Genomic DNA, 13,269 nt, shown 5'->3' on the forward strand with positions numbered 1-13,269 from the left:
AAAATAATATATTAATTAATTATAGCAAGCATTTTCATAATAAACACAAAAACCACCCAAATTAATGAGTGGTCAATTACTAGATGGTAAATTGGATATATGAACGGTCATCAAACGACGCGTATTTTGATGAAAAACCTTTTGTAGCTTTATAACTAGAAACCAAGAGTGGATCAGTGTGTTTTAATTCCGCTAAGGCATGTTCGGTTTCCGCTAAGGTATTTTTTAGAATTGGAAAGCCGTCGGTCGCTAAGGTAATCATTTGAGCATCGCTAGCGGGGATGATTTTAATTTGTTCCGGTAAAGCACCAATCCCGTCAAGCACGAGATAGCCAAATTCGGTGGGGGTATTGGCTAATGTTGCTTGAACTTCTAAAAACGGTAGCACAGCTTGGCGGGCCGCATCTTCGATTAATGGAGTGACTTTTTGGAAATGATTGACTTGATAAACAAAGCTCCGTAAGTCAGCCAACAAAGTATCGATTTTTTTAACATTACTATGATAGACGCCATCTACCAGACAATGACAGTCACCAAAAAACCAAATTTCTTGTTTAGCAACACTATAAATGATGCAATTAACTTGTAGACGATCATTTGGATGTTGGCGGAAATAGTTAATATCTTGGTAGCGTGTCTTGAGACATTCATTTAAAAAACCATACATCTCATAGGCATTAAAATTTTTATTAGCATGCCGAAGCGCAAATAAGATGGTCTCTTGCGCTTGAACGCCTGGCGAAGGTGACCAAATACCGGTTGTTGATTTGTTAGTGACCCCATCAATTGCGGCAACATAGTTATCATTATGGAAAATAGCATCCTCATTTAGTGCTTGATTAGCGCGCTTGCCAGCGGTAAATTTTTCGATTATGTTCATTTGCCCCCCAAAATAGACGTTCACGTATGTATCGTATTAATCAACTGACTTAAATATATGATACAACGAAAATCATTAAATATCACTTGTTTTTAGAAGAAACTAAAACTTGCATAAAAAATTAAAATAAATTAGCGTAATCCAGAACAAATTAAAAGGCCAGCCGATGTTGGACTGACATGTAATATATAAACACTGTTACCTATTTGTTACGAACGATGATGCGAGAGATCAAGTAGACCCCTGATTCGAAGATGGCAATAAAGAAGCTAACCGGCCAGCTTGTGTAGTAACCAAGGGCCAAGCCAAGCCAAACACCTAAGATTGCTTGGACAACCGCAAATAAAATCATCTTATTAACTGACTTACAGAAAATTTGGGCCGTTGCAGCGGGTAATGTAAGGAGGACAAAGATTAGCAGTGAGCCAACTATTTGGGCGGCGACACTGACACTAACAGCCATAATCACTAAGAATAATAAGGAAATTAAGTTAGTGTTGGTGTATTGAATAGAAGCCCCAACCGCATCAAATGAATCAAATTTCAAACGGCGATAGATGAATAACATAATCAACAAGACAATTAATGAAATTGAACAAATTTGAATCACGTTTTGAACACTAATTCCAACAATACTACCAAATAAAATACTAGTTGCAAACGAAGCATTTTTATTGGAAAGAGATAAGAATAATACTCCCGCCCCCATGAAAGCCGCTGAGACAGCACTAGTAGCTACTTCGCTGCGTTCACGTTGGACACCTAAGCCATGCGCAGCAAAGGCACTTAAAACAGTGGCCAGTAACATTCCATTAAGGGGTGAAAAATTCATCAACAGACCAAAGGTAGCGCCTGAAAAACCAATTTCAGATAAGGCGTGCCCGAGAAATGCTAAGCGCCGGGCGATTACAAAAACACCTAATACCCCACATAAAATTGCCACGGTTGTCCCGGCAAAGTAGGCGTTTTTCATAAATTCAAGTGCGAACAAAATAATTCCTCCTATTATATAGCGACGGCTGTTGTGGTAACAAAAATTCGGACGATGAGAATCATCATCCGAATTAATGGGGCCACCGCCACAAAAATATCTATCTTTATAAATTTACACAGAATTGTGCAATAGTCAAATTATTTTCCAAGTTTTGCTTGAATCTTTTCAACTTGTTTAAATTGGCTAGTCATCCATTGGAGATAATCCTTACCAGCGGGCATCGTTTCAGTGACATTCACAACGGGTACGTTATTTTTGTTAGCAAGTTTAACTAATTGACCGACCGTTTTATCGGATGCTTGGGTATTTTGGACAAAGAAGTCAATCTTGTGGTCGGTAATGTCTTTTTGCATTGCTGCGACATCTTTTGGTGCGGGGTCAGTACCATTTTCAACGGAATCAGCAAAGCTTTGGTTATTAACTTTGTAATTCATTTCGTCTAAGGCATAAGTAAAGACTGGTTCACTGACATCAACGCCTTTGCCATCACTACCGGCTTTTAATTTGTCGACTAATTGGTTAAGTGGTGCTAATGAAGCAACATATTTTTTAGCATTAGCTTTGAAATAGTCGGCTTTTTTAGGATCCATCTTAGCAAATTTATCTGCTAAATAATTAGCCAAGGCAGGCATAGTTTGGAGTTGGTACCATAGGTGGGGGTTATCACCGTTTTTCTTACCGACAACATCTTCACCAACTCGGATGTTTGTAGCTTTACTGTTATTTTGCGCTAATTTGTTCATCCACGTGTCATAACCAATCCCATTAGATAACAAGACATTCGCACCGGCAACTTGTTGGGCGACTTTGGTCGTTGGTTCGTAATCGTGTGGATCAACGTCGGGGTTGTTAATAATTGAAGTTACAGAACCTTGGTTACCAAGCACCGCTTTGGCAACTTCACCGTAAAAGTCAACTGTAGCGACAACTTTAATATCATGATTGTTAGTTTCAGAAGTGGCACTCTTATTTGAGCCACAAGCTGCTAAAGTGAAAGCAGTGGTAAGGGCAAGAACCCCAACTGCTAATAAATGCCATGGTGCTTTTTTTGAACGAAACATTGATTTCTCCTCGTGTAACATAATATGCGATTTCAAAATTACCAAAGATATGTTATAGTAAATGGTAATTAGTACTATTTAACTTTACCATATAATTATATTTTGTAAATAGTAAAAATTACCGTTTAGGAGATTTTTAATGAATTTAACTACTGAAATTGATGTTGAACAAGCCATTCAAATTATGAAAAAAGGCGGTTTAAAAGCCACCAAGCAACGATTGGCTTTGTTACAACTATTATTTGCTAAAAAAGATTTTTATCAAACGTTAGCCGAATTAACCAAACAAATGCGCGAACAATTCACTAAAATGAGTAACGAAACCGTGTATCGGAACGTGAAAGAATTAGAGCAACTGCAAATTGTTGAAACTCGATTATTTGATAATGGGATTCGGGCTAAATTTCAATGTGACTTCAATAATACAACCCATGCTCATTTTATTTGTGAGCAGTGTGGGCGCATCATGGAAATTGCACAACCAGATATTAGTGCTATTTTAGCGCAGTTACCAGGGTATGTAATCGAACAAGAGCATTTTGAGCTTGTTGGGACATGTCCGTCATGTCAGTTGAAGGCCAGTAATTAGTGCACAAAAAAACCAAGTAATGAAATTTCATTACTTGGTTTTTTAATTGTGATATTAACGTACACGACCAGCAAAGTTAGCTTGACGAGCCATACCACCGATTTGAGTACCAACACCTGGTTCAAGGGCGCTGATGTAGCGACCGTTACCAAGTGAGATAGCAACGTGGTAAACTGAACCGCTTGGTAAAGTCCAGAATAACAAGTCACCGGCTTGGGCTTGTGAAGTTGGGATACGGTCAGTAGAAGCAGCTTGAGCACCTGATTGGTGAGGTAAGCTGATACCGTAGTGGGCCATTACGTAAGTAACTAAACCTGAACAGTCAAAGGCAGAAGGTGAAGCAGCACCCCAAACATATGGTGTACCGATAAAGTTAAGTGCGTATTGTGCAGCAGCAGCGGCACGTTGGTTAACTGAGCCGTTGTTTGATTGTTGTTGTGGGGCTGGGGCAGCAGCTGGCGCTGGTTGTGCGGGCGTTGAAGTAGCACCGGCATAACCAGGAACGGCATTTGCACCGCCACGGACAACAATTCGTTGACCAACATAGATGTAGTTAGGGTTAGAGATGCTGTTTAATTGCATTAAAGCAGACACAGTTGTGTTGTTGTCGGCTGCAATCTTAGCAAGGTAATCACCGGCTTGAACAGTCACAGTTGATGCACCATTGTTGTTGTTGTTTGATTGTGCTGGTGCACTTGGCGTAGCAGGGGCTGAAGTAGCACCTGAACCAGATGTTTGTAAGCTTTGACCAACGAAGATCAAGTTAGGGTTAGAAATGTGGTTTAACTTAACTAAGTCAGCAACAGTTGTGTGGTTACGAGCAGCAATTGCTGAAAGTGAATCACCAGATTGAACAGTAATGGTGTCAGCGTTTGCAACAATAGCAGTTACACCAACAGTAGCAACAGTAGCGATAGAAGTTAAAACAGTTTTCTTGATGGAATTATTCATATTTGATCTCCTAAGTTAGACATGTTAATTTTTTTTTATGTTATTTGTGCACCGCTGAAAAACGACGACTTCGTTTAATGTCTTTTGAATATAGGCTTATTTTACATCGTTATTGTTACTGTTAAGTGGTATTAAAGTTACAGCTTTATTACATAGTTGAATAATTACTAGATGATACTTGAATAATTATCAAAAAAATAATCATTCTTAATTTTCAATTAATTTTATTAATTGAAAGTATTTGTCGAAGTTAAATTAGAAGCCTATGATGTTAAAACATCGTAAAAAAGAGCACGTAGGAAGCCTACATGCTCGACAGACGTATGATGAACTAGTGTAAATTGGGGTAAAAACTAGTTAGGAAGTTATAGCTTGGGATGACTAATCGCTTCCCTAAGACCTATAATAACACTTCTTAAATATATACCTAATAATCTGTTTATCTGCAGAAATGGGCTATGCAAAGCTGGTGGTGGTTATGAAAATCTTAAATCGTTGAAAAATGGCTAATTTAAATTTCATTTAATGGTATCGCAAGTAAATCTTTGGTAAAGTCTTAATATTGAAATTTTTTGGACGATAAGAGGTTTTTATGAAAAAAGTAACATTAAAAATTGGGATTAGTGCCATTATTTTTCTCGCATTAATGACCCTAGTAATTACCCATCATGCAACTGGTATTGATAACTGGGGGTTCGGTATTGATCATGGGACCATTTTAGACCCTAACACGCCGTGGATGCTGGAAATTACGTATTTTTCTTCCCCAGCGATTTGGGTGACAGTGTTAAATCTAGTAATATTGTACTTATTTTTTATCGGGAAAAGATACGCAGCAGCCATCTACATGGCATTTTGGCTTGATGGTGCGATTATCCTGGCAACCGTGATTAAAATCCTCGTTGGCCGTCATCGACCTTTGCATCAGTTAATTTTGGATAGTGGTTATTCATTTCCAAGTATTCATACAATGACGGCGGCAATTTGCGTATTGATGTTCTTATCACTATTTAAAACACACAATGCTAAGTATCATTTATTTCAAGTTTTAGCGTTTGTGTGGGTTGTGATGGTTGCTGCTTCACGGGTATATTTGCGAAATCACTATCCAACTGATGTCATGGGGGGAGCAGCCTTAGCATACTTATGGACCAACCTCTTGTGGTATCTCAATCACCGGTGGCTACATATTATTAAGTAAGTGAGGGGCTATTGATGGTGCAGTTAATTGGTTTAACGATAGGCATTTTTATAACAACTAATTTAGATGATTTAGTTATGTTACTTCTATTGAATGAAGAAGTAATTAACCGGCGCTTGAAGCTACGAGAATTGATGTATGGCCAAATTTTGGGCATCTTAATTATCGGGCTAATCAGTTGGTTGATTAGCCTTGGCGTGAGTCATTTTGTGCCAGGATTAACGCGGTGGCTAGGTATCTTTCCGTTGTTAATTGGTCTTCGCATGTTGATTAACAATATCCGTTCAACCACTAATGAACAAACGCTACGGGGGCAAACAAGTGGATGGCGCAATATCTTAGCAATTACGGCCCTAACATTAGCAGGAAGTGCGGATAATCTTGCTGTGTACATTCCAGTTTTTCAACGGGAAACGAGTCAAGCAGTAGCGGCCATTGTGTTAATGTTTATCCCGTTAACGGTGGGCTGGATTTTACTATCGGTATTGATTGCTCGTATTCCACCAATAAAATGGGCTTTGGCACGCTATACGGATAAATTAGTACCAGTTATTTTCATGCTCCTAGGAGGCTGGATTCTATTAGATATGTGAGTTAAAAAGTAATTAAACGGATGACATGGACCTGGAATTTAACCAGCAACATGTTAGCCGTTTTTATTTATTTACAAAATTTGTGCCCACTTTTACCGGCCTTATTTGACTGTATAGGTAATAGTCTATTTAGTAGAGTGAGGTGGGCAAAATGGTAAGCGTTTCAAGTTCTAAGATTGGGACGTGAAGGGTCAAATGGATAGTCAAATTACCACTGAGATTGATAATTAAGCCTATAAATTAACACAAAAAATTAGAAATACACTAATCCCCTAGAATTGGAGTAAATTTAATCGAGGAGAAAAGTGCAACTATTAATTGTAGAAGATGTTTGTTTAATATTAGTGCGATTATTTAAAGCTTATTCGATATTGGATAAGCTTTTTTAATTTATTTTCAAGTAATTCGCGAAAATTACTTGCGATTAATAAAACGTTATGGCATACTAATATTTGTAATAATGAAGAGTAATTCAATTGAATTACCATAAAAAGAAAGGGGATTTCCGATGAAGTTAGGTGATATTATCGACATCAAAGTTGGTTTAAACTCATCACGGTTAACTACTGATGATGTTCGCCAACAAGCCGGATACACGTATGACGATTTACAAGTTGATCTAGGTAGTGGCCTTAGTAATCAAGAAAGCCTTGAGATTGTAACGAGTCTCGTCGGCTCCCAAATATCTGCGATTATTAGTGAAGTTAATCAAGCCAAAGTCCTGAATCAAAATTTTGCCCGAATTAATATGGATGCCACTATCATTGATCCATATTACCTCTGTTACTTACTAAATGAGTCCCATGACATCATGCGGCAAAAGGAAGCCTTGAAGCAAGGGTCGACTTTACCGAAGATAACGCCACAAATTATCAAAGAACTCCAAGTAAGTTTACCGCCCATCGAGCAGCAACAAAAGATTGGCCGGATTTATTACTTAGCGAATCAGCAATACCAACTGATGCAGCAAAATGCACAACAGCAACACCAAGCTATGATGCGCATCATTAATACCATTTAAAACTAATTACAATCAATAGGAGGGCCCACTAATGGCCGACACACAAAACACATCAAGCACCTTGTACCAAACTCTCTGGAACTCCGCCGACATCCTTCGTTCTAAGATGGATGCCAACGAATACAAGAACTACTTACTTGGGTTAATCTTTTACAAGTACCTTTCAGATCAAGTATTGTACAAATCAGCTGACTTATTGGAAGAAGCTAGCGATGATTTGAAGGAAGCCCAAGCTACATATAACACTGCCTGGGAAGATGCCGAAACTCAAGCTGACTTAGTTGACGAACTTAAGAATGATTTGGCGTTCGTAATTGAACCACAATTAACTTTTAGTAGCTTAGTTGATAACATCAATGACGGTACGTTCCAATTGGAAGACTTGAAGCAAGGTTTCACCAATGTCGAAAAATCAGCTGAAATTTTCAATGGTTTGTTTGCAGACGTGGACTTGTACTCTAACAAGCTTGGTGCAACACCACAAAAGCAAAACGCAACGATTGCGGCCGTGATGAAGGAACTCTCAACGTTAGATTTCGGTGAACATGCGGGGGATGTCTTAGGTGATGCCTACGAATACTTGATCAGTCAATTTGCGTCTGAATCAGGTAAGAAAGCCGGTGAATTCTATACGCCACAAGCCGTCTCAGAATTGATGACCCGGATTATGATTCAAGGTAAAGAAGACCAAAAAGGTTTGAGTTTATACGACCCAACTTGTGGTTCTGGTTCATTACTCTTGAACGCAAAGAAGTACTCACACGAACCGAATTCAATTAACTACTTCGGACAAGAATTGAACACTTCAACTTATAACTTAGCCCGGATGAACATGATGCTTCATGGGGTTGATGCTGCTAACCAACACTTGAGCAATGGGGACACTCTTGATGTGGACTGGCCAAGTGAAGAACCAACTAACTTTGATGGGGTTATGATGAACCCACCTTATTCAGCTAAGTGGGGTGCCGAAAAAGGGTTCCTTGAAGATCCACGTTTCTCAAGCTTTGGAGTATTAGCACCAAAGTCAAAAGCTGACTTTGCCTTCTTATTACACGGTTACTACCACTTGAAGGATACTGGGGTGATGGCGATTGTCTTACCACACGGGGTCTTATTCCGTGGTAACGCTGAAGGTAAAATCCGTGAAAAGCTCCTTGAAATGGGGGCAATTGATACGGTAATCGGGTTACCAAGTAACTTGTTCTTTAGTACATCAATTCCAACAACGGTTATTATCTTGAAGAAGAACCGGACGAATAAGGATGTCTTATTCATTGATGCTTCTAATGACTTTGAAAAGCAAAAGACACAAAATATCTTGAATGAAGATAACATTCAAAAGATTTTGACAGCATACAACCAACGTGAAGATGTTGAAAAGTATGCGCACGTTGCTTCATACGATGAAATCAAGGAAAATGACTTTAACTTGAATATTCCACGTTACGTTGACACGTTTGAAGAAGAACCTGAAATCGACTTGAAGGAATTAAACGCTGATATGGCAGCCAACTCAGCCGCACTCGCAGCTAACCAAGCTGAATTAGCGGGGATGCTAAAGGAACTCACAAGTGATGATGCTGAGGTTGTCAGTGAAATCGCGAAGTTTATTGAAATGCTTGAAGGTGGCGTAAAACATGACTAAATTAGTACCACAAGTCCGGTTTAAGGGCTATGATGCGGCGTGGGAAAGCAAGAAGTTAGGTGAATTAGCAACTTTTTCAAAGGGTAAGGGATATACAAAAAATGATATTGTAAAAAGAGGATATCCAATTATACTTTATGGAAGACTTTATACAGATTATCAGACTGTAATTAGTGGAGTAAAGGATACATTTGTAAATAACGCACAAGATGCGATATTTAGTTTGTTTGGTGATGTTATTGTTCCATCCTCTGGTGAATCAGCTGAAGATATTGCACGAGCAAGTGCAGTATTATCTAATGCACTTATTTTAGGTGGTGATTTAAATATAATACATCCAAAATTTGATATATTAGATTCAATATTTTTGAGCATAAATATCTCTAATGGTAAGCAGAAATTAGAATTATCAAAAAGAGCACAAGGTAAATCAGTTGTTCACTTAAATAACCAAGATTTGAAAGCAGTTAATTTAAATTTTCCGGTTGTACATGAACAACAACAAATTGGTTCACTTTTCCAAAAACTTGACACCGCAATTGAATTGCAATAAAAGCAATTAGATGTGCAACAACAATTCAAAAAAGCCATGTTGCAAAAGATGTTCCCAAAGAAGGATGCAAAGGTGCCAGAGATTCGGTTTGCGGGATTTGAAGACGAGTGGGAAGAAAAGAAGTTAGCATCATTGGCAGAATATAGCAATGGCGTTGGAAATGAAAAAAAACAGACTCCATCTGGAAAATATGAATTAGTGAATTTAAATTCTATTTCTATAGATGGTAGATTGAAGACGTCTAATAAATTTGTAGACATTGCTGAGAAAACATTGAAAATAAATGATATAGTAATGATTTTAAGTGATGTAGGACACGGGTACTTACTTGGGAAAACAGCGTTAATACGAAAAAACAATTACTACGTATTAAATCAAAGGGTAGCTTTATTACGTGCAAATATAAGTGTGAGCCCAGTATTTTTGAATATAATTTTGAATAAAAATCAAAGTTATTTCAGATTACAAGGCGCTGGTATGTCACAATTAAATTTATCAAAGAAGAGTGTTGAAGATTTTGTTGCACTATATCCCTCACTCCCCGAACAACAACGCATTGGATCATTCTTCAAATCCCTTGATGATCAAATCAGTGAACTTGAAGCCAAGCTGTCACAAACCAAGCAATTCAAGCAAGCACTACTACAAAAAATGTTTATTTAATTAGGAGTCCGCATGAACGTAACCAAAGAAGCAGTACTAGAAGATAAGTTAATTGAGCAACTCATTCATGGGGACTCACAATGGACGTTACGTGAGGACATTAAAGATGAAGCGGCACTATGGGCGAATTTCTTCGCTAAACTTAGTCAAAATAATACTGACAAGTTAAATGATGAACCATTAACGGACCAAGAAAAAAAGCAGATTCAAAATAAGATCAACTTCACCAATTTCTTTGAAGCCGCTAAATGGTTAGCTGGTGAAAATGGGATTGCTAAAATTGATGTTCAACGTGATAATGCTGATCTTGGCACCGCCCGTTTACATGTTTTAAATCGCCAAGATGTGGCCGGGGGGATGTCTTCTTATGAAGTTGTCCACCAAGTCAAAGTTCCTCGGCAAGTGGGAATTGAACAAGATCGCCGCTTTGACGTGATCTTATTAATCAATGGGCTACCATTAATTCAAATTGAATTAAAGAGTAAGGCAGAACCATTTAACAAGGCCTTTAATCAGATTAAGAAGTACCTGATTGAAGATAAGTTCACGGGTATTTTCTCCGCTTTACAAATGTTTGTTGTGACGAATGGAGCCGACACGAAGTATATTGCCAGTGCTCAAGGGGATAAGTTAAATGAGAAGTTCTTATCAGGTTGGAGTGACGTTAATAACACGCCGGTAACGGATTATTTGGATTTCGCTCATCAAGTTTTATCAATTCCGCAAGCTCACAAGATGGTTACCCAATACACGGTCTTGGATAGTAACAGTAAGAGCCTAATCATGTTACGACCATATCAGATTCACGCGATTGAAGCGGTTAAAGCTGCTTCCCGACGCCAAGAATCAGGATATGTCTGGCATACCACGGGTTCTGGTAAGACATTGACGGCCTATAAGGTGGCGCGCAACTTACTCCAGATTCCCTCATTAGACAAGACGATTTTCATCGTTGACCGGGTAGACTTGGACCAACAAACGACGAGTTCATTTACCGCCTATGCTGAAAATGATGTCATTGATATTGACCAGACCGATAACGTTAGTGACTTGGTTAAGAAGTTAACTAGTGATGATCGGACAGTTATTGTGAGCACGATTCAAAAGTTAATTCATTTGATGAAGCGGTGTGATGAACATCCGGAAGACAAGAAGTTAGCCAAGATTCGGGCGCTAAAGGTTGCCTTTGTTGTCGATGAATGTCACCGGGCTGTTTCAGCTGCTAAGCAACAGGAAGTTACCAAGTTATTTGGACAATCCCTCTGGTATGGCTTTACGGGGACGCCAATTTTTGCCGAAAATGCCAAAGCCGCTGTCGGGGATTTAGCCCGGACAACTGAACAACAATATGGCACGCGGCTACATGAATACACGATCAAGGAAGCGATTCATGATAATGCGGTGCTTGGGTTCCAAGTCGAATATAAGAGTACCTTTACAGAAGAAGAGCTCGATGAAGCTTTAGTGCGCTATGATTCGTCGATTAGCGTTGATGATCAATCATTAGCTGATAAAGAAGCCCAACTGCCTAAGGATGTGTTCTTGCATGAAGACCACATGTGGAAAGTCGTTGAATCAATCGTTAATAAGTCTAAGCGTAAATTGCGGTTAGGACGTGGGTCAGGGAATGCATATGAGGCTATCTTGACAACCAGCTCAATTGCTCAAGCACAAAAGTATTACGATATGTTCCAAGCGGTTCGGAATGGTAAAGCGCCATTTACGATTAGTCAATCAATCCGCGAAGTGGCCCCTGATTTTCCGAAAGTCGCGGTAACGTATTCGGTTTCTGAGAATGAAGATACATCAATTGATAATCAAGCGAAGATGAAAGCGTCAATGCAAGATTACAATGAAATGTTCAATACGCGCTTTAGTATGGACGAAATACGCGGTTACAACAATGATGTTAATTCTCGTTTGGCTCGTAAGAAGAGCCAGTACGTTAATCGTGATAAACAGTTAGACATTGTGATTGTTGTGGACCGTTTGTTGACGGGATTTGATGCTCCGGCGATTTCAACGTTGTTTATCGATCGAGCCCCAATGAAGCCCCATGCGTTGATTCAGGCCTTTTCACGGACGAACCAGTTGTTTGATAAGGACAAGGCGTTTGGTCAGATTGTGACGTTCCAGACGCCTGGACAATTTGAAGCGGCCGTGCAAGAAGCATTGATTTTATATTCCAATGGTGGTGAAGCTGAAGTATTGGCACCAACGTTTGATGAGAGTGAAGTGGCCTTGAAAGCCGCCTTAGCGGACTTACATGCGATTGCTGCAAGTCCTGAACACGTTAATGCGTTGGATGATACGCAAAAGAAGCAATTTGCGAAGGCTTTCCAAGCACTCGATAAGGCGATTACCGACATTCAAGTCTATACCGAATTTGCTGATAAGGATTTATTGGTCGATTACAAAGTCGATATGCATGAGGTGGAAGACTTTAAGGGTAAGTATGAAAATGTGCTGGTGGAATTAAAGAGCAAGGCCGAAGAAGACGAGGGCGTACCGGTCTTTGATATTGAGTATGAATTATCATCGTTTAAGACCGATAAGATTGATTACAGTTATATCGTTAGCTTGATGCAACAACTTGTGCCAAGCGAAGATGCCGAAACGGAATTAATTAGTATCGGAGAAGATGGGAATGTTGCTGATCAAAAGCTGGTTGAGATGATTACTAAGAACATCCATGACTATGCCAATGGCAACAAGGTCCGGGCTGAAATTATGCAAGGCTTGCTGCAAGAATTGCTTGAGGACCGGGAAAAATTCCGTGGTAAGAGCATCATAACGCTGCTTAACGACATTGTTGAAGCGCGCTATGACGAAGCCGTGCATAGCTTTGCTGATACGATGAAGGTGGATGAAAGCCAAGTAGCCTATGCCGTTAATAACTATCAATCCGATGCCGAACGTCACATGGGTGTCAATGAGCTTGTTGATAACGGTGACTTGGATGCGTATAAAGCAGCCAGTGGCGAACCAATTAACAAGTTAAAGTACAAGCGAGCCATCCGCAATGGGGTTAAGGATTTAGCTGAAAACGTCATTGGTCCGTTGATGGAAGAATAGAGTATGTAAGACGAGGTCTGCCTGCGGGTGGGCCTTTTTT

At 39.3% G+C, this 13,269-nt stretch carries 12 protein-coding genes; 8 read left to right on the forward strand and 4 right to left on the reverse strand.

The genetic code is table 11. The features are described from left to right. Positions 1-79: 79 nt before the first annotated feature. The 3 genes from LQZ75_RS00845 to LQZ75_RS00855 form a co-directional block, all read right to left on the reverse strand. Positions 80-880, reverse strand: coding sequence for a hypothetical protein (locus LQZ75_RS00845; protein WP_230095949.1), 801 nt, complete (start codon positions 878-880; stop codon positions 80-82). A gap of 202 nt (positions 881-1,082) precedes the next feature. Beyond that, the gene (locus LQZ75_RS00850) at positions 1,083-1,871 is read right to left on the reverse strand and encodes a metal ABC transporter permease (RefSeq protein ID WP_230095950.1); all 789 of its coding nucleotides are present in this window, start codon (positions 1,869-1,871) and stop codon (positions 1,083-1,085) included. A 140-nt stretch (positions 1,872-2,011) separates the two neighbouring features. After that, on the reverse strand, positions 2,012-2,935 hold the full coding sequence (locus LQZ75_RS00855) for a metal ABC transporter solute-binding protein, Zn/Mn family (protein WP_230095951.1): 924 nt from the start codon (positions 2,933-2,935) through the stop codon (positions 2,012-2,014). Between the two features lie 139 nt (positions 2,936-3,074). Here LQZ75_RS00855 and LQZ75_RS00860 point away from each other — a divergent pair, with 139 nt between their 5' ends. Beyond that, complete coding sequence (locus LQZ75_RS00860) at positions 3,075-3,524, forward strand: Fur family transcriptional regulator (protein WP_230095952.1); 450 nt, start codon at positions 3,075-3,077, stop codon at positions 3,522-3,524. A 54-nt stretch (positions 3,525-3,578) separates the two neighbouring features. On the opposite strand, the gene LQZ75_RS00865 is transcribed toward LQZ75_RS00860, so the two are convergent. After that, entirely contained in the window at positions 3,579-4,475 is an 897-nt protein-coding gene (locus LQZ75_RS00865; RefSeq protein WP_230095953.1) for a C40 family peptidase, read from the reverse strand. A gap of 592 nt (positions 4,476-5,067) precedes the next feature. Between LQZ75_RS00865 and LQZ75_RS00870 the strand changes: the two genes are divergently transcribed. The 7 genes from LQZ75_RS00870 (at position 5,068) to LQZ75_RS00900 (ending at position 13,229) form a co-directional block, all read left to right on the forward strand. Next, positions 5,068-5,676, forward strand: coding sequence for a phosphatase PAP2 family protein (locus tag LQZ75_RS00870; protein WP_230095954.1), 609 nt, complete (start codon positions 5,068-5,070; stop codon positions 5,674-5,676). A gap of 14 nt (positions 5,677-5,690) precedes the next feature. Then, complete coding sequence (locus tag LQZ75_RS00875; protein WP_230095955.1) at positions 5,691-6,269, forward strand: cadmium resistance transporter; 579 nt, start codon at positions 5,691-5,693, stop codon at positions 6,267-6,269. Between the two features lie 508 nt (positions 6,270-6,777). Continuing rightward, complete coding sequence (locus LQZ75_RS00880; RefSeq protein WP_230095956.1) at positions 6,778-7,290, forward strand: restriction endonuclease subunit S; 513 nt, start codon at positions 6,778-6,780, stop codon at positions 7,288-7,290. A gap of 31 nt (positions 7,291-7,321) precedes the next feature. Then, positions 7,322-8,938, forward strand: coding sequence for a type I restriction-modification system subunit M (locus tag LQZ75_RS00885; RefSeq protein WP_230095957.1), 1,617 nt, complete (start codon positions 7,322-7,324; stop codon positions 8,936-8,938). Then, positions 8,931-9,491: a restriction endonuclease subunit S gene (locus LQZ75_RS00890; RefSeq protein ID WP_230095958.1), complete on the forward strand. Its 561-nt coding sequence runs from the start codon at positions 8,931-8,933 to the stop codon at positions 9,489-9,491. The genes LQZ75_RS00885 and LQZ75_RS00890 overlap by 8 nt, the downstream gene beginning before the upstream one ends. Positions 9,492-9,503: 12 nt before the next feature. Further along, positions 9,504-10,154: a restriction endonuclease subunit S gene (locus LQZ75_RS00895; RefSeq protein ID WP_230095959.1), complete on the forward strand. Its 651-nt coding sequence runs from the start codon at positions 9,504-9,506 to the stop codon at positions 10,152-10,154. Between the two features lie 12 nt (positions 10,155-10,166). Next, on the forward strand, positions 10,167-13,229 hold the full coding sequence (locus tag LQZ75_RS00900; protein WP_230095960.1) for a type I restriction endonuclease subunit R: 3,063 nt from the start codon (positions 10,167-10,169) through the stop codon (positions 13,227-13,229). Positions 13,230-13,269: the final 40 nt, after the last annotated feature.

Source organism: Periweissella fabaria (assembly GCF_918814575.1).
Taxonomy (GTDB): Bacteria; Bacillota; Bacilli; order Lactobacillales; family Lactobacillaceae; genus Periweissella; species Periweissella fabaria.

Coding starts and splice junctions, on each gene's coding strand:
- LQZ75_RS00860 (WP_230095952.1), top strand. CDS start 3,075: ATGAATTTAACTACTGAAATTGATGTTGAACAAGCCATTCAAATTATG.
- LQZ75_RS00855 (WP_230095951.1), bottom strand. CDS start 2,935: ATGTTTCGTTCAAAAAAAGCACCATGGCATTTATTAGCAGTTGGGGTT.
- LQZ75_RS00885 (WP_230095957.1), top strand. CDS start 7,322: ATGGCCGACACACAAAACACATCAAGCACCTTGTACCAAACTCTCTGG.
- LQZ75_RS00900 (WP_230095960.1), top strand. CDS start 10,167: ATGAACGTAACCAAAGAAGCAGTACTAGAAGATAAGTTAATTGAGCAA.
- LQZ75_RS00875 (WP_230095955.1), top strand. CDS start 5,691: ATGGTGCAGTTAATTGGTTTAACGATAGGCATTTTTATAACAACTAAT.
- LQZ75_RS00845 (WP_230095949.1), bottom strand. CDS start 880: ATGAACATAATCGAAAAATTTACCGCTGGCAAGCGCGCTAATCAAGCA.
- LQZ75_RS00870 (WP_230095954.1), top strand. CDS start 5,068: ATGAAAAAAGTAACATTAAAAATTGGGATTAGTGCCATTATTTTTCTC.
- LQZ75_RS00890 (WP_230095958.1), top strand. CDS start 8,931: ATGACTAAATTAGTACCACAAGTCCGGTTTAAGGGCTATGATGCGGCG.
- LQZ75_RS00880 (WP_230095956.1), top strand. CDS start 6,778: ATGAAGTTAGGTGATATTATCGACATCAAAGTTGGTTTAAACTCATCA.
- LQZ75_RS00865 (WP_230095953.1), bottom strand. CDS start 4,475: ATGAATAATTCCATCAAGAAAACTGTTTTAACTTCTATCGCTACTGTT.